The organism is uncultured Tateyamaria sp., assembly GCF_947503385.1.
Classification (GTDB): domain Bacteria; phylum Pseudomonadota; class Alphaproteobacteria; order Rhodobacterales; family Rhodobacteraceae; genus Tateyamaria.
The window spans coordinates 1-16,401 of record NZ_CANNDO010000012.1 but is presented as its reverse complement, the minus strand read 5'-3'; the positions used below and the strand labels follow the sequence as shown (position 1 = coordinate 16,401).

The window sequence follows — 16,401 nt, the reverse complement described above, 5'->3', positions numbered from 1 at the left end:
CGTGACCGCGCGCACCTCCCCGGACCCTGACGGGTCCGTTGCGGATACGCCGCTGATCTCCGTTATCGTTCCGATATACGATGTGGCCGATCACGTGGGGGCCTGCATCGCCAGCCTGCGCGCCCAGATTCACCGCGACTTCGAAGTGCTGATGATCGACGACGGCAGCCCCGATGACAGCGCCACCCGCGCGCAGGAGGCCGCAGGCGACGACCCCCGCTTTCGCCTGATCCGGCAGGACAATGCCGGGCTCTCGGCGGCGCGCAACCGCGGACTCGATGCCGCGCGCGGGGCCTATGTGGCCTTTGTGGACAGCGACGACACCCTGTGCCCGGATTTCCTGTCACTGATGCTGGCCGCGCTGACCGATCACCCGGACAGCCCCTGGGTGGCCTGCGCGATCCGCAACCGGTTCGCCGATGGGACCAGCACCCTGCATTCGGCGATCTGTGACGCACCGGACCCCACGCTGGCACCGGGCCGCCAGCAGTTTGTCTTCCGCAGCGCGACCGACATCATCCGGCACTATCCCTCGGCCTGGAACAAGCTGTACCGGCGCACCTTTGTCGGCGACCTGCGGTTTCCCGAAGGCACATGGTTCGAGGACCACGCCTTTTATCTGCACCTGGCCCTGCGCGCAGGCCACATCCTGCACCTGGCCGATCCACTCTACGAGCAAACCCGGGAACGGCCCGGCCAAATCACCGAAACCGACAGCGAGCGCATCTTTGAACAGCTGGCCGTGTTGGATGACATCCTGCCGCTGCTGACGGACGGTCCTCTGCCCGAAGGGCGCGCAGCGGCCGCCACTCTGGCCTGCCGCGTGCTGAGCGAGCGCAGCACAGCGCTTTATGATCCCGCCCGCCGGGCGCGTTTTGTGACCGCAGCGCGCGACACGCTGGCCGCACATGGAATCGACTACCAGCCCGACCCGGCACAGGGCATTCTGGCCAGCTGGGCGCTGGAACTGGACGGCACCCTGCCGCTCAGTGTGGTAATCCCGTGGGACGGGCGCGACAGCGGGCCACTGGCGGCCACGCTGGGCGCGCTCATGCGCCAGCGTGGGCCGGGGTTCGAGCTGCTGATCCTCTGCGACGATCCCGCCGGCATGGACCGCGCGCGCAAGGTGCTGGCGGCACAATGCCCCGGCTGGGTCGCCCCTTGGGCGTGGGTGCGGCACAGTTCCGGCAACAATCCCGGCACCGCGCGCGCCGCAGGGCTGGAGGCCGCCACGGGCCGCTTTGTCGCGTGGTGCGATGCAGGTGACCTGCCGGACCCCTGGGCGTTTCAGGACCGGGTCGAAGCATTGCTGACCACCGGGGCCGAGATGAGCCTGTCGGCGAGGCGCCACGGCACGCAAGCGGCAGTCCATGCCGGGTTCGAGCCGGATTACATCCCCGCGCACACGCATGTGCCCACCCCGTTCACCGCGCAAACGCGCCAGGCGCTGGCCGCGGATCTTGCCATATCGGGGGTCGTCTTTGACCGTGATTTTCTGGACACCCACGGGCTGCGCCCCGCTGCCTGTGGACGGCACGGGGAATGGGCGTTGGTCCTGGGCGCGCTGCTGCTGGCCGAGCGGGCCGTATACCTGCCCAAACCGGACATCACGATCAACCCCGATGCCGCCGCACGCGGAAGCCTGTCCCGGCCCTACCCGCTGCACCGGCTGGCGCGCGACCATGCCCGCCTCTGCGCGGCCATGCCAGCCATCGCCGTCTTTGCGCTGCCCCGTGGATGGGAACGGCGGCTGCTGGCGCGCGCGCTGCGGCTCTGGCTGCTGGAGGGACCAGCCCGGGGGCGCGTCGGGCACGCGCTGGCCCAAATGGGTGCCGCCGCCCTGATCGCGTGGCACGGCATGGGGCGGACCGGGCAGGCCTGGCCTGCGGGGTTTGACCCCCAGATCGGCCCGAAATTCGCCCGGCTCTTTGACAGCGCGGGCCTGATGCGTCTGGTCCTGCCGCGCGAACGCGCCCGACTGGCCGCAGGCGGCACATTGCCAGGAGAAAGCCGCGCCCGCCCGCTTGCTCTGCACGATCTCTATCCCGATCAGCGCGTCCACGCCTTTCCGCTGACCCGCCCCGGCACAGGCGGTGACATGGCGGGCACCGGTCGCAAAACAGGTCCCGAAACAGGCGCGGCGCTGGCCCGCTTTCTGGTCAGCTTCGAGGCCACGTCCTTTGCCAACATCTCGTTCTATTCGGGCGACGAAAAGAGCGTCCCGCTCCATATCAGCCTGCGTCAGGACGCAGGCCTTGTCAGCTGCAACGACACACGCCCCGACGGGCTGTGGCGCCGCGAACGGCACCGGGCCTGCCCCCTGCCCCGCACCGGCGTGGAACTGGCAATTGAAATCGCGCCAGCCCGCAACCGGCAGGCTGTCCGCCTGTGGCTGGACGGCGCCCTGTTCTGGGCGCTGGACACCCGGTCGCTGCGCCACCGGGGCGGGCTGACACGGCTGAACCAGATCACCCATTTCGCGCTCGAAGGTGGGTTGACCCCGCTGGACCTGCGCCCTGATGCCTCCGCGCCGGGGCTCGTTCTGGACGGGCGACTGCAGCTGCGCCTGCCGGGCGAGGTCCAGCCCGGCGCCCGGCTGTATATCGACGGCACCGACACACCGCTGGACCGGCTGTCCATGGGGCTGGCCCCGGACCAACCGGGCCAGCGCGCCAGCCTGCCCGCCCGCGCCTGGGCCGGGCGGGCTCCGGCACAGGCGGTGGTCCTGCGCTACGAGGCACCGGGACAGGCGGACCAGACCCTGTCCCTGACCCGCGAGGCGCTGGCGGCACGCGTTGCCACCTTGCTGCGCCACGGCTTGCCCATGGGCGACGCCGACCTGATCCTGCAGGTCATCGAACATGTGGCGCTGGCCGAGCTGACCCCCTATCTCGACATTGGCGCACGGGCCGAACTGGCCCGGCTCACCCAGCGCTTTGCGCTCGAGGCGTTGCTGCCGGACGTCACCCGCGCGCCCATGCACCAGGCCGATCCGTTTGGGGCTCTGATGACCGATCTTGTCGCCCGCGCCCGGCGGATGGGTACCGGAGCGGCGCGCGCCACGGATCTGCCCGCCGACCCGGCTGCCGCGCGGCACATCCTGCGGGTGCTGGTCGAAACCGCGACCCACCCCGGAGACATCGAGGCACTGTACGACACGGCGCAGGGCGCAGACCTGCTGCCACACCCAGTCACAGGTGCCGTCACAGGCCAGAACATCTGGGCTCTGTCCGCCGATCTGCCCTTTTTGTGGCTGGCCGGACGCGAAGCCGAACTGCTGGACAGCCTGCGCCAGGTTACCGGCCCCGGACCGGGCTGGCGGGTCACCCCGGCTTTGGCCTGGATCGGTGCCCGTGCGCAGGCGGGCGATCCACGCATCAGCGCCCAAGGGCGCGCAGCCGTATTGGATCACCTGCTGGACTGGCTGACACGCGAGGCGCAGGCGTATTGGGGCCGCACCCCATGTCATGTACTCACGGCCTGGGCTGCGGGCCTTGTACCCGACCTTGACCGTCTGCCCGCGCCACAGGCGGCCCGTGCGCTGGATACGCTCATCGCCGCCTATGCGCTCAGCCGGGCATTTTGGGAACAGCCTGTGTTAGAGACACATACCGCTCATCTGCCGTCCCGCCTTGGCCTCGCGCGGGCCGCCTTTGCCCGGCTTGAGACGGCAACGGACCCACAGGACCGGGCCGCGGCGCTGACACAGCTGGAACAGCTTGGCGCCGCTGACATCTCCCGGGCGCGGGTCGAATATCTGGGGCCCGCCGGCGTGCCCGTCACCGATGGCGCGGCCCTGACCCCGGAACAGCTGCTGCCCGCAGCCGCCTCCGGCCCCCATGGCGCGGCTCTGGCGGCCCTGCGCCACATGGCCGCGCCCGGCACCGCCCCCGCCACACATGAAACGGCAGACATGGTCGCCGACACGCTGCGCGTGATGACCCCGGAACAGCAGGCCGGGCCGCATGGCGCCCTGCAACGCCACGTGCACCGCCGGATCGCTGCGCTGCTGGCCGGCGCGGACACGGACACCGACGCCCTGCCCGCCCTGTTGGCAGACCTCGCACGGCTGAACCTCGAGAGCGCGCACTACCTTGGCCTCGGGCTGGCCATGACCCTCCTGCCCGCGCTGCCGGATGCAACAGCCCGGCGCGCCGTCGCGGACTGGCTTGCCGCGCAGGACAGAACCGACCCCGCTGATCCCCGGCAAGAGGCGGCCTATTGGCGCCGCCGCGCCCCCGCTGTGCGCATGGGGCTGACGCGGCTGGCCGCGTCCGGCCTGCCGGAGGCAGGCGACGTGCTGGCGCGCTACACCCGTCTGCCTGCAGGCACCACCGACACCGCCGCCTCCGCCCGCACCCTGCCGCCCCTGCCCGCCCTGCCGCCTGCCGACCCGCCAAACAGCCTGCGCCCGCCGCATCCGCTCAATGATGTGATTGTCACGGTGTTCTCCTGCCATCCCTATCTGGAAGACCGCATCCCGGCGCTGCGCGACAGCTGGCTGTCGGACCTTGCGGCCATGGGCATCCCGTATGTGATCGTGGTGGGCAATGGTGACGGGCGGCTTGACGGGGATGTGCTGCATGTGGACGCCCCCGACGACTACGAAGGCCTGCCAGCCAAGACACTGGCCACCATCGACTGGGTGCGGCGCAACACGGCCCACGCCCATATGTTCAAGATCGACGACGACTGTCTGGTGGACGCGCAGAACCTCTTTGGCGATCTGTCCTGGCGCGGATGCGACTACATGGGCCGCAAGCTATACCGCGCACCAGGCCAGATGGACCGCACGTGGCATCAGGCCAAGGCCTCCTCCGAGCGCGGCAGGCTGGAGCTCGACAAATCGCCCGAACCCTCGACCTATGCTGATGGCGGATCAGGCTACGTGCTGTCCCGCGATGCAATGGACGCCGCCCTCACCGCCGCCGACAGCCCCGAGGGCCGCGCCCTGATCCAGGCCTCCTTCATGGAGGACAAGCTGCTGGGCGATCTTCTCAATCTGGGCGGCATATTCCTGTCCACGCCTGGCTATATCACCTCGATCCGGCGGCGCAGCTTTTCCGAAGCCATGCCGGTGGCCTACTGGAACGCAGGCTTTTACCCCTCGCGCGCCGCCCCCACCCAGCAGGTCCATCTCGACACCCATCTGGGCCACGACGCCGTGCGCGCGCTGCGCGACACCACACAGCTGGAACCGTCCAAGATCTGGCCCAGTTTCCAGCCCCCGCGCCTTGGCTACCAGTCCAACGCGCTGGAGCTGATCAGCGCGCCGGACACCGTGACCCGTGCCCGCGACGCAGAGGTGGCCGTAGTGGCCGTCATGCGCAACGAACGCTTCATGCTGCCGCAGTTTCTGGCCCATTACCGGGCCCTGGGCGTCGACAGCTTTCTGATTGCCGACAACCTGTCCGATGACGGCACCCGCGAATACCTCGCGGCACAGCCCGATGTGGCGCTGTTTTCGGTCGATACAGATTACAAGCTGTCGCAATACGGCGTGGCCTGGCAGCAGGCGATGCTGGCGGCCTTCCGGGTTGGGCGCTGGTCGCTGGTGGCGGACGCGGACGAGCTGTTGGTCTGGCAGGCAGAACAGACCCAAACATTGACCGATTTGCTGCAAAGCACCGACTTTGACGGGGCCGAGGCTGCCCGGATCTTTATGCTGGACATGTACCCGCAGGGACCGCTGGAACAGGCAACATTCGACGGCGTGTCACCCTTTGCGCAGGCGGGTTTTGCCGACCGGGTGCCGTTTGCGGAAAATCCGCTGACGCGCGGGCCGTTCTCGGACCAGACACTGTGGACCTCGGCGCTGCGCCACCGGCTGATCCCTGGCACGCGGCCTGACCTGTTTGCCGCGCAAAAGGTGGCGCTGCTGAAGTACCAGCCGTGGATGCGCCTGTCGGCGGGGCTGCATTTTGTCACCGGACCACGCCGGGCCGCCCGCGACCTGTTCTTTGGCCATTTCAAGTACAATGCCGACTTCTACCGCAAGGCCCAGGACGAGGTGGCGCGCAAGCAGCATTGGGGTGATGCTCAGGAGTACCGCAAATACCTTGCGCTGAGCTCCGAAGGGCGCGCAGTGATCTACGACCCCGACCTGTCCCTGCCCTGGGCCGACGTGCCTTTTGTCCGGGCGCGGCTCGGCGGCTGAAGCGGCTAGGCGCGTCCCAGCCGGGCGCGCAGCCCCCGCAGCGGCGGGGCAACCCGGGCCGCGGCCCGTGCCTGTGCATCGCAGAACCGGGCATGGCCGATCTCGAAATTGCGGGCCACCTCGCCCGGATAATGCGCGCGCAACCGCTCCGCGATCTGCGCCACCAATGCAGGCTCCAGCGGATCCGTCAGGGTCCAGGGCAGCAACAGCCCCCGCGACAGTTCCCGCCCCTGCCGCCCAAGCGCCTCGCGCCGCCACATCAGGAACACGTTGTCCGCCGCGCTGCGGCTGGGGGTGCGCACGTCGGCCACCCCAAGGCCCAGATCCGACGCCACCGCGCGCTGCGCCGGGGCCAGTTGATCAAACAGCAGCTTGGGCCCGACCCCCACCGGGTTGTCGGCATTGCGGTACAGCTGCAGGTCGTGATGCACGACCGGCGCACGCGGCGCCAGCAACGGCAACAGCAGCAGCGTGTCCAGCAGCGGCCAGGGGTGCTGGTGACTGGCGTCGATGAACGCCATGCCCGCCGCGTCCCGCGCCACGTCCTGCGCCACCGCCAGCGCCGTCACTCCGGATGTCAGCTGCACCCGCCCGGCCTCGGCCCCTGCCACCTCCGGCACGAGGTCGCCCACCGCGCGGGTCTCGTCGAACCACAGCACATCGCGCAGATCATAGGACCGGACCGTGCCCGCAATGCCATGATGCCCCTGCATCACGGCAAGGGCCGCCGTCGACAGCCCCGTCGCCGTGCCGATCTCGAGGATTAGCGCAGGCCGCGCCGCCGCGATGCACATGTTCAGAAACCCAAGGTCACTGCCATCAACCGCAAAATGGTCTTCGGACCACAACGCCGCCAGCTGCGCGTCCAGCGTGGGCGGCAGCGTGTAGCCGCCGGGATCAAGGCTGTCCTTCATGGGTGATAATGCCTTTCCAGTTCAGCCACGTGCTGCGCCATGGTCACCGGTGCCCGCGCACACCGCCAATAGGCGTCCATGTCGATCTCTCCGGCCACCAGCGCCGCCAGCCGCGCCCGAAAGGCCGCGCCGTCGCCCGCAGCAAACACCATCGCATCACAGCCCGCCAGTTCCTGCGCCCCCCCCCTGTCGGAGCAAAGCAGCGGAATGTGCCGGCTGTGCATCTCGATGGCCACCTGCGGCAGGTTGTCGGCCCAGAGTGGCGGCACCAGCCCCACATCCACATCCCCCAGCAACCCATCCAGCCCGGCATGGGTGTAGCCGTCATGCCAGTCCAGCGCGGCAAGGCGCGGGCGCAGCGCCTCGAGGCGGGTCATCGCAGCCTCCTCACCCCTGCGCGCGGCCACCACCAGATGCAGCTGTCCCAGCAGCGCATCCGGTGCGGCCTCAAGCGCGTCCAGCAGGAAAAAGAACCCCTTGTCCCGGCGCATATAGCCCAGATAGGCGATGCGCAGGGGGCCGGGCGGCAGGGGGCGCGGCGCGCTCTGCGCCCAGATCTCGGCCTGCGCTGTGCCGATATAACAGGTCCGGGCCAGATCAGGCTCTAACCCGTAGGAAAGTGCGATGTCCCGCACCGCATCCGACACACATAAAACCACATCACAACCCGCATTCATCGCCCCGACCATGGCGCTGCGCCGCGCGGCATAGGCACCGGCCTGCGACACAGGCGGGGCCTGCGCCGGGCTGGGCCGGAGCGCGCGCAACAGCGCCAGACCGCGTCGGCCCAGCCCCATCACCACCCTGAACACCCCGTCATAGACCCGCGTGCCCGGCTCCAGACCTGCGCATTTCAACCGGTAGGACAGCCCCCCCGCCAGCCGCACAGACCGCGGCGCGGGGCGCACGGTCAGGCAGGTCTCGCAGGCGGCACCACCCTCGAAGTCGGTACAGTGGGCGCGCTCCTGCCGCCACAGGTTCACCTGCGGGCAGAACGGGTAATAGTTGTGCAGCGACATGACCACCCGAGTGCCCGGGAACCGGTCCCCAAGGCGCAGCACTCCGGCAGGCAGCCCCTCGAGATTGTTGAAATGCACCACGTCGAACGGCCCCTGCCGGGCCACAAAATCAAAGAACACCGCCTCGGTGGCGGGGTGGGTGACCTGCGCGGGATCGCCAAAGCTGACATGGGCAGGCGCCATGACCCCGGAATTCACGATCTCGAAGCGGCGCGCGCGGTCCCGGTCCGGCCCGTGGCGCATCTGTTCCCAGCGGGGCGGACCGGGCCGCAGGTCATAGGACGTGCCCGAAGCCAGAAACACCGTGTCATCACCGGGGCGCGCGGCCATCAGGTTGCGCTGGTACAGGCTCACGCCCCCACCCCGGCCCTCGGCATCCAGATAGTCGACCCAATTGACAAAAAGCACGCGCACGGGGCGTCACAGCTCCTCGCCAAGCCAGTCTTTGCGACCAATCTGGGTAAAGTAGTGGGCAATGGGCCCCGGCGTCGTGAACCGGTCGATGACCCGGTTGGCCCCTTGCTTGACCAGCGGGCTCACCATCCTTGAATCAGGCTCTACACCGAGGAATTCGCACAGTTTGTTTGGTGTCTCCGGGGCAAAGAGCGTGCGGTATTCCAGCGTCAGCACCTGTTGCGGCAGGGTGTCCAGCCACTGCGCGGTCAGAAAATCGGTGGTGGCGAATTCATGCCAGCGCTGGGAAATCTGGCGCGGGCGCGCCTCGATCTTCTGAGTCACGTGGGCGTCAACCTTGGTCTGGGCCCACCGCTGGGACTGCGCGGCCTTGAACAGCGAGGCGATCTGCGCCAGCCGGTTCTCGCGCCAGACGTAGATGATGCGCAGCTCCGGGTCCTCGGCCAGTGCGCGCAGCACGGTGATATTGTGGCCCAGCATGAACTTGAACCCACCTTGCGCCACACCACGCGCATCCGCAGCGGCAAAGACCCCCGCAAGATGCGCCAGCGGGTCGCTATCGCGGGCCAGCACCACCTCGGCACTGTCGTCCTGGGACTTTACATCAACCACGGCGCGCGGGTTGAACTGTTCGCCGGTGCAGGCAATGTCCCGGTGCGCGTCCAGCAGCATCATCAGGTAAGTGGTGCCCGACCGCGGCAGGCCCATGACCACGAACCGGCCCATGGGCACGCCCGGATCACGCTGGCGCTTGCCACCCAGCAGGGGCAGCTTTGCCACGAGATTGCTTGCGCGCACCATATCCTGCTCTCCTGTTGCGTTCCACGACCATGCCGACCCACGGGGTTATCCCTGCCCTGACCGGCCAAGACAACCCGACATCTGACCCTACCCCCTGGACAGACGGCTCACGTTGTCCAGATGCACCTCAATGGCATCGTTGATGTCGTCCAGATAGCTGAGCTTGCCTTGATGCAGCACGATGCCCGCATCGCAGAAATTGCGCATCTGGCCCATCTCGTGGCTGACCAGAATGGCGCTGGACCGCTCCATGCGGGACAGAAACAGGTTCTGGCTCTTCTTGCGGAATGCCGCATCGCCCACCGCCGTCACCTCGTCGATCAGGTAGGTGTCAAACTGCACCCCCATGGAGGTGCCAAAGGTCAGCCGCGATTTCATGCCCGACGAGTAGGTGCGCACGGGCGCGTTGAAATGTGGCCCAAGCTCGGCGAAATCCTCGACAAAGGCCACCAGAGCCTCGGTGTCCACGCCGTAAATCCGCGCGATGAAACGCACGTTCTGCGCCCCCGTCAGATCCGGGTGAAACGACCCGGCAAAGCCCACCGGCCAAGAGATCGACCCATCCGACACCACCCGCCCGCTGTCGGCATGCATCGTCCCCGCGATGATCTGCATCAGCGTGGTCTTGCCCGCCCCGTTGAGCCCGAACAGCCCCAGCGACCGCCCCGTGGGCAGCGTGGTGTTGAGATTATCGATCACCACCTTGCGCTGGCCCCGGACCCAGAAACTCTTGGTCAGGTTCTCAAAGCGGATCATGCCACGCGCGCCCCTGCCCGGCTCAGCCGCGGTCGCGGATCGAATAGAAGATCAGACAGCCCACCGCCCAGCTCAGCAGCGCAAACAGCGCCGCCAGCCCCAGGATCACATCCCGCTGCGGGTATTCCGCCGTCTCGGCCAGCGTCGGGCGGATATAGGTGGCCAGATACCGGCTTTGGCGGATGACATCATCGCGCGCCAGGTCCATCGCCGCCAGCGAGGCGCGGTAATTTTCCTCGGCAAACTCGCGCTCCACCACCAGCCCCTCGAATTCGGAGATCAGCGACGGGTAATCCTGCCCGTCCACCGCACCTTCCTCGCCGCGGGCCACGGCGATGCGCTCGCGGGCAAGCCGGTCGCGGATCACCTCGATGCGCCGGTCGGCCTGCACCAGACGCGGATCGCCAGAACTGGTGGTTTCCGACAGCAGGTCCATCTCGATCAGCGCCTGCGCCAATTGCTGCTGAAGGTTGTTCATCACCCCCATGCGGCCCTGGATATCGGCCTCGGGGTCCACGATCTGCGTGCGCGAGCGGAACGAGGTCAGCGCCTGCCGCGCCGCCGACAGACGCGCCACCGCCTCTTCGAGATCGGACCGGGCAAAGCGCATAGCGTCTTCGCGCGCCTGCGCGTTGAGTTCGTTGATCATGTCCTGGCTGCGCGCCACGATTTCGGTGGCGATCGCCTGCGCCATGTCGCGGTCAAAGGCACGCACCCGCACCTCCAGCAGGCCGGCCCCCTGATCATGCGACACCCGCACGATGCGTTCCCAGTATTCCGCCAGATCCTCGATCGCGGCCCCGGGCCGCAGGGCAAAGACCGGGTCGGCCTCCCACCGCGCGCTGTAATGGCCACGAATATCAAGATCTGCGTCGACGCGGCGGACCAGCGCCTGCGAGCGGATGAATTCATACAGGATTTCCGTGTCGCCTGCCGCGGACCCGCCGGTCAACGCGGCCAGCCCACCCAGCAGTTCCGACGCGCCCTGCCGTTCTTCCTGGCGCACGGTAAAGCCCGCGGTCGAGCCGTATTGATCCTCTGCCACCTGCCACAGATAGAGCGCGGTCAGCAGGACTGGCACGATGACAAAAATGCCAAAGGACAGGATCAGCCCCCAGTGACGCCCGTGCATCCGTGCGGCGGGCACCGGCGGGGCGTTGGGGGCGGCGGCCTCGGCCTCTGCCGGTGCAGGGGATGCCTGCGCCGGGGTCGTATCGGCGGTCTGTGGCGCGGCCTGCGCGCCACCGCCGTCCAGCTCCGTCAAGAGACGGATCGCATTGCCCTTGGCCGGGCGCACGAACAGCGGGGTTTTCTTTTTGGTGCCAGACGCCGTCTTGTCGCTCATGTCTCGTCCAAGCCTCTGATCCTCGTCCCGTCACCGTTCTGGGCTTTTGCGGGCACCCAAGCAAGAGGGTTCCTTTTTTCCAGATGTAACATATGCTTGGTTTAACACACCTGTCACGAGCCCAGCAGCATGTCGGACATATCCGCACCGGTTTCCGCCCTGCATCGACCCGGCAAGGGGGTGAACCGGTCCTTTCCCACCTTCCGCGCCGTGATGGCGCTGGTCCTGCGCGAGATGGCCACGCGCTATGGCCGCTCGCCGGGGGGGTATCTGTGGGCCATCGTCGAACCGCTGGGCATGATCCTGGTGCTGGCGGCCGCGTTTTACCTGCTGGTCCGGGTGCCGCCGCTGGGCAACAACTTCATCCTGTTCTTCGCCACCGGCCTGCTGCCGTTCCAGCTGTATATGAACCTGTCCAACAACGTGGCGCGGGCCATGAACTTTTCGCGGGCCCTGCTGTTCTACCCGGCCGTGACATGGCTTGATGCGGTGCTGGCACGGGTCATCCTGACCGTGCTCACGGATGTGCTGGTGATGCTGATCCTGTTCATCCTGTTTGTGGCGGCCACGGATGTGACCCTGTTTCTGGACATCCAACCCATCATCACCGCCATCGGGCTGGCCACCGTGCTGGGGGTCGGCGTGGGACTGTGCAACTGCGTGATGTTCGGGTTCTTTCCGATCTGGCTGAACGTCTGGGGCATTGCGAACCGGCCGATGATCTTCATCTCGGGCATCCTGTTTCTCTATGAACACATGCCCGAAAGCATCCAGGTCTATTTGTGGTACAATCCGGTGATCCACGTCACCGGCCTGATGCGCGCGGGCTTTTATCCCACCTACGAGGCCGATTACGCCTCGCCGCTCTATGTGCTGAGCGTGTCCGGCGTCCTGATCTTTCTCGGGGTGCTGCTGATGGGCCGGTTCCACCGCGAAATCCTCAACCGCTAGGGTCTAGGGGGTGTCGCGCTCCGGCTCGGCGGCCCAGGCCCGCACCTGGTCAAAGGACACGTCCGTGCGCGCCCGCGCCCCGTCCCACACCGCCCGCAGCACCAGCCTGACAAAGACCCCCCGCGCGCCCTTGTAATGGTGTACCTTGGCCAGCCACTTGAGCGCCGCAGCAGGTCCCGCCAGCACGAACCACGGGCCTGCGCACAGCCGGTAGACCATCAGCAGGTTGCGGTAGTGGTAGTAGCATTTCCACAAGGGCGTGAACCGCGCATCCCCATCCGTCATCGTGGTAAAGGCGTGCTCAAACCGCAGGTTAGGGTCGAAAAGGATGCGCCCGCCCCGCGCCGTCAACCCCAGCGTATACAGAACATCGTCCCCGTAGATGAACAGGCTGCCATCGGGAAATCCAGCCCGCGCCACACCCGCGCGCGAGATGAAAAAGCCCACAAAGGACGTCCCGTCAATGCTGCAGGGCGTGTCGCTGGCATAATCCTCAGGACCCAGGTGGAACCCGTCCCGCCGCCGCGTGCGCAGTGTCCGCCACAGCACGTCCCGGCGCCAGAACGGATTGCGCGAGGGCCGGTTCATGTCACAGATCCGCCCGTCGGGATGATAGACCGCCGCCGCCCAGGCCTCGGCGCCGGTACGATCCGTCCCGTGAAAGGCCGCAAGCGCCCCCGGATCGGGCCGCGCATCATCGTCCATCACCACCAGCCAGTCGGGGTCATAGGTGGCCACGGCGTGGCGCATACCCTGCTCGAACCCCCCTGCCCCGCCGGTGTTCTGCGCGCTGTGCCGCACGTCCAGGCGCGGGTCCCCGAGGCGTGCCAGCCAGTCCCCGGTGCCATCGGTGCTGGCATTGTCCAGCACCACGATCCGCGCCAGATGCGCGGGCGCGGTTTCAAGCAGCCGCGCCAGCGTCACCTGCAACGCCGCCAACCGGTTGTGGGTCACCACAACCGCAACAAGGCCGCAGGGGGTGGGGGATATCTTGGGAGCATCGGTCATTCTATGGCCCTCAGTCCACAATTGGCCCCCCGTGTCAAACCCGGGCGCGCCTTTGTCATGGCCATTCGCAGGTGTGGGTGGCAGAACCTTTGGCAACAAGGAGTCACGCCCATGCAGATCGACACCACGCCGCTCGCCGGCCTGACGATCCTCACGCCCCGCCGCTTTGGTGACGATCGCGGGTTCTTCAGCGAAAGCTGGAATGCGCAGGTGATGGCCGAGGCGGGGCTGCACTATGACTTTGTGCAGGACAATCATTCGCTCTCGGCCCGGCGCGGCACCTTGCGCGGCCTGCACTACCAGTCGCCGCCCCACGCGCAGGCCAAGCTGGTGCGCTGCGGGCGCGGGGCGCTGTGGGATGTGGCGGTGGATGCGCGCGCAGGCTCACCCACCTACGGGCAATGGTTCGGGCTCGAACTGAGCTTTGAGAACGGCAAACAGCTGATGATCCCGGCGGGGTTTCTGCACGGCTTTGTCACGCTGACCGACGACGTGGAGGTGGTCTATAAATGCACCGACTTCTACGCCCCCGATTGTGACGGGGCCGTCGCATGGGACAGCTGCGGCATCGACTGGCCGCTCGGGGGCGATCCGGTCCTGTCGGCCAAGGACGCCGCCGCCCCGCGTTTCGCAGCATGGGACAGCCCGTTCCCCGCAGGGGATGCCGCATGAAGCTGCTGGTGACAGGGGGGGCCGGGTTCATCGGGTCGGCGGTGGTGCGGCTGGCCATTCGGCGCGGCCATGCGGTTGTGAACCTTGATGCGCTGACCTACGCCGCCTGTCTGGACAATGTGGCGTCCGTCGCGGACGCGCCCGGATATACGTTCGTGCAGGGTGATATCCGCGATTCCGCCTTGTTAGAGACTGTTTTTGCCGACCACAAACCCGATGCCGTCATGCATCTGGCGGCGGAATCCCACGTGGACCGGTCCATTGACGGGCCCGGCGCCTTTATCGACACCAACGTGATGGGCACCTATGCCCTGCTTGAGGCCGCGCGCACCTATTGGGAGGGGTGCGGCCGCCCCGACACGTTCCGCTTTCACCACATCTCGACGGATGAGGTGTTCGGGTCACTGGGCGAGACGGGTATGTTCACGGAAACGACCCCTTACGACCCGCGCAGCCCCTATTCGGCCTCCAAGGCCGCGAGCGACCATCTGGTGCGCGCATGGCACCACACCTACGGCCTGCCCGTGGTGCTGACCAACTGTTCCAACAATTATGGCCCCTACCATTTCCCGGAAAAGCTGATCCCGGTGATCATCCTGAACGCGCTGGCCCAAAAGCCGCTGCCGATCTATGGCGACGGCTCCAACGTGCGCGACTGGCTTTATGTGGAGGATCACGCCGACGCGCTCTTGTGCGTGCTGGAAAAGGGCGCGCTGGGGGAAAGCTACAACATTGGCGGCGAAAACGAGCGGACCAATCTGGAACTGGTGCAGACGCTCTGCGCAATCCTCGACGCAAAACGCCCCCTCAACGACGGATCCTATGCGGATCTGATCACCTTTGTCACCGACCGGCCCGGACATGACGCGCGCTATGCGATCGACCCCACCCGCATCCGCGACGAGTTGGGCTGGCGCCCGTCCGTCACGGTCGAGGAAGGGCTGGAACGCACCGTGGACTGGTATCTCGACAATGCCGACTGGTGGCGCGCCCTACAGGCCCGCGACGGGGTGGGCAAACGGCTGGGGACCGGCTGATGCCTGTCGTCCGCGCGCGCGATAAGTGGCTCTATTTCGCCCACGTGCCCAAATGTGCGGGCACGGCCATCGAACGCTATCTGGAGACCCGCTTTGGCCCGCTGGGCCTGCGCGATCCCAGCTACGGCTTTCGCGACCCGGCAGAGGCCTGGAGCCTCACACCGCCCCAGCACATGCCCGAGGCGGTGCGCCGCGAGTTGCTGCCCGATGCGCTGTTTGACGGGATATTCGCCACCGTGCGCCACCCGGTGACGCGCCTGCGCTCGGCCTTTCTGTTCCAGCGCGATGTGGGCCACGCCCTGCCCCCAAAAATGTCGTTTCAGCGCTGGGTCGAAACGGTGCCGCGCAGCGTGGCGCTTGGGCCCTACACCCTGCACGGGCACCTGCGCCCGATGGTCGAATTTGTGCCCGAGAACGCAGAGGTGTTCCGCATGGAGGATGGGCTGGATGCCGTGGTGGGGTGGATCGACGCCGTGACCGGCCTTGAGGACGGCCCGCGCGAGATTGCGCCCGCCAATGTGCTGGCAGACCGCATCGGTGACACGCCCGAAGCGGTGCATCTGACGCCGCGGGTTCTGGACACGGTGGCCATGCTTTATGCGGCGGATTTCGAACGCTTCGGCTATCCGAAAAACCCAAAGGACATGGAGGGGGCCACATGATCCTCGTCTTTGGCCGCACCGGGCAGGTGGCGCGATCACTGGCCGACCTCGCAGCCCCGCGCGAGATGGTGATGCTGGGCCGGGATCAGGCGGACCTGTCTGACCCCGCCACCTGTGCCGCGCAAATCCTGCGCCATGCCCCGTCCGTGGTGATCAACGCCGCCGCCTACACCGCCGTGGACCGCGCCGAAGAAGAAGAAGACCAGGCCCTCACCATCAACGGCCACGCGCCGGGGGCGATGGCGCAACTGTGCGCGGGCGAGGGCATCCCGTTTCTGCACATCTCGACCGATTACGTGTTCGCCGGGACCGGGGAGACCCCGCATCAGCCCGGCGACCCCGTTGACCCGCAAAACGCCTATGGCCGCACCAAGCGGGCCGGAGAGGACGCCGTGCGCGCCGCTGGTGGGCCCCATGCGATCCTGCGCACCTCGTGGGTGTTTTCGGAATATGGCGCGAATTTCGTGCGTACCATGCTGCGGCTGAGCGAGACACGCGATGCCCTTACCGTGGTCGATGACCAGATCGGCGGGCCGACACCCGCGCGGGGCATCGCCAGCGCCCTGCTGACCATGGCCGATGCCATGCGGGACGGGCAGGGGGGCGGCACCTATCACTATGCGGGCGCGCCTGTGACCTCGTGGGCCGGTTTCGCGCGCGAAACA

12 protein-coding genes are annotated in these 16,401 nt (G+C 67.4%); 6 read left to right on the top strand and 6 right to left on the bottom strand.

The window, feature by feature from the left end:
- Position 1: 1 nt before the first annotated feature.
- Positions 2-6,157 (top strand): glycosyltransferase, encoded by a 6,156-nt coding sequence (locus Q1A85_RS21665; RefSeq protein ID WP_299694785.1) that lies wholly within the window; start codon positions 2-4, stop codon positions 6,155-6,157.
- A gap of 5 nt (positions 6,158-6,162) precedes the next feature.
- On the opposite strand, the gene Q1A85_RS21660 is transcribed toward Q1A85_RS21665, so the two are convergent.
- The 5 genes from Q1A85_RS21660 to Q1A85_RS21640 all read right to left on the bottom strand — a co-directional run bounded on the left by Q1A85_RS21660 (position 6,163) and on the right by Q1A85_RS21640 (position 11,406).
- Positions 6,163-7,071 (bottom strand): class I SAM-dependent methyltransferase, encoded by a 909-nt coding sequence (locus tag Q1A85_RS21660; protein ID WP_299694782.1) that lies wholly within the window; start codon positions 7,069-7,071, stop codon positions 6,163-6,165.
- Complete coding sequence (locus Q1A85_RS21655) at positions 7,068-8,504, bottom strand: glycosyltransferase (protein ID WP_299694780.1); 1,437 nt, start codon at positions 8,502-8,504, stop codon at positions 7,068-7,070. Before Q1A85_RS21655 ends, Q1A85_RS21660 begins: the two co-directional genes overlap by 4 nt.
- 6 nt (positions 8,505-8,510) lie before the next feature.
- Positions 8,511-9,305 (bottom strand): sulfotransferase, encoded by a 795-nt coding sequence (locus Q1A85_RS21650; RefSeq protein ID WP_299694778.1) that lies wholly within the window; start codon positions 9,303-9,305, stop codon positions 8,511-8,513.
- Positions 9,306-9,392: 87 nt separating this feature from the next.
- The gene (locus Q1A85_RS21645) at positions 9,393-10,061 is read right to left on the bottom strand and encodes an ABC transporter ATP-binding protein (protein WP_299694776.1); all 669 of its coding nucleotides are present in this window, start codon (positions 10,059-10,061) and stop codon (positions 9,393-9,395) included.
- A 22-nt stretch (positions 10,062-10,083) separates the two neighbouring features.
- The gene (locus Q1A85_RS21640; protein ID WP_299694774.1) at positions 10,084-11,406 is read right to left on the bottom strand and encodes a sugar transporter; all 1,323 of its coding nucleotides are present in this window, start codon (positions 11,404-11,406) and stop codon (positions 10,084-10,086) included.
- 129 nt (positions 11,407-11,535) lie between these two features.
- Here Q1A85_RS21640 and Q1A85_RS21635 point away from each other — a divergent pair, with 129 nt between their 5' ends.
- Complete coding sequence (locus Q1A85_RS21635) at positions 11,536-12,357, top strand: ABC transporter permease (protein ID WP_299694771.1); 822 nt, start codon at positions 11,536-11,538, stop codon at positions 12,355-12,357.
- Between the two features lie 3 nt (positions 12,358-12,360).
- Here the strand turns inward: Q1A85_RS21635 and Q1A85_RS21630 are convergent, their stop codons facing one another.
- Positions 12,361-13,365 (bottom strand): glycosyltransferase, encoded by a 1,005-nt coding sequence (locus Q1A85_RS21630; RefSeq protein ID WP_299694768.1) that lies wholly within the window; start codon positions 13,363-13,365, stop codon positions 12,361-12,363.
- 111 nt (positions 13,366-13,476) lie between these two features.
- Between Q1A85_RS21630 and rfbC the strand changes: the two genes are divergently transcribed.
- The 4 genes from rfbC to rfbD form a co-directional block, all read left to right on the top strand.
- Positions 13,477-14,037 carry a dTDP-4-dehydrorhamnose 3,5-epimerase gene (rfbC, locus tag Q1A85_RS21625; RefSeq protein WP_299694765.1) on the top strand — a complete coding sequence of 187 codons (561 nt, stop codon included), beginning with the start codon at positions 13,477-13,479 and terminating at the stop codon, positions 14,035-14,037.
- Entirely contained in the window at positions 14,034-15,074 is a 1,041-nt protein-coding gene (gene rfbB, locus Q1A85_RS21620; RefSeq protein WP_299694762.1) for a dTDP-glucose 4,6-dehydratase, read from the top strand. The genes rfbC and rfbB overlap by 4 nt, the downstream gene beginning before the upstream one ends.
- Positions 15,074-15,736, top strand: a complete 663-nt coding sequence (locus Q1A85_RS21615; protein WP_299694759.1) for a sulfotransferase family 2 domain-containing protein — start codon at positions 15,074-15,076, stop codon at positions 15,734-15,736. The genes rfbB and Q1A85_RS21615 overlap by 1 nt, the downstream gene beginning before the upstream one ends.
- The coding region (rfbD, locus tag Q1A85_RS21610) for a dTDP-4-dehydrorhamnose reductase (protein WP_299694756.1) at positions 15,733-16,401 on the top strand (669 nt) is incomplete at its 3' end. The genes Q1A85_RS21615 and rfbD, both read left to right, overlap by 4 nt.

Excerpts from the sequence above, each read along its gene's own strand:
- rfbB (WP_299694762.1), top strand. The coding sequence starts at position 14,034 with ATGAAGCTGCTGGTGACAGGGGGGGCCGGGTTCATCGGGTCGGCGGTG.
- Q1A85_RS21630 (WP_299694768.1), bottom strand. The coding sequence starts at position 13,365 with ATGACCGATGCTCCCAAGATATCCCCCACCCCCTGCGGCCTTGTTGCG.
- Q1A85_RS21635 (WP_299694771.1), top strand. The coding sequence starts at position 11,536 with ATGTCGGACATATCCGCACCGGTTTCCGCCCTGCATCGACCCGGCAAG.
- rfbC (WP_299694765.1), top strand. The coding sequence starts at position 13,477 with ATGCAGATCGACACCACGCCGCTCGCCGGCCTGACGATCCTCACGCCC.
- Q1A85_RS21660 (WP_299694782.1), bottom strand. The coding sequence starts at position 7,071 with ATGAAGGACAGCCTTGATCCCGGCGGCTACACGCTGCCGCCCACGCTG.
- Q1A85_RS21650 (WP_299694778.1), bottom strand. The coding sequence starts at position 9,305 with ATGGTGCGCGCAAGCAATCTCGTGGCAAAGCTGCCCCTGCTGGGTGGC.
- Q1A85_RS21645 (WP_299694776.1), bottom strand. The coding sequence starts at position 10,061 with ATGATCCGCTTTGAGAACCTGACCAAGAGTTTCTGGGTCCGGGGCCAG.
- Q1A85_RS21640 (WP_299694774.1), bottom strand. The coding sequence starts at position 11,406 with ATGAGCGACAAGACGGCGTCTGGCACCAAAAAGAAAACCCCGCTGTTC.
- Q1A85_RS21615 (WP_299694759.1), top strand. The coding sequence starts at position 15,074 with ATGCCTGTCGTCCGCGCGCGCGATAAGTGGCTCTATTTCGCCCACGTG.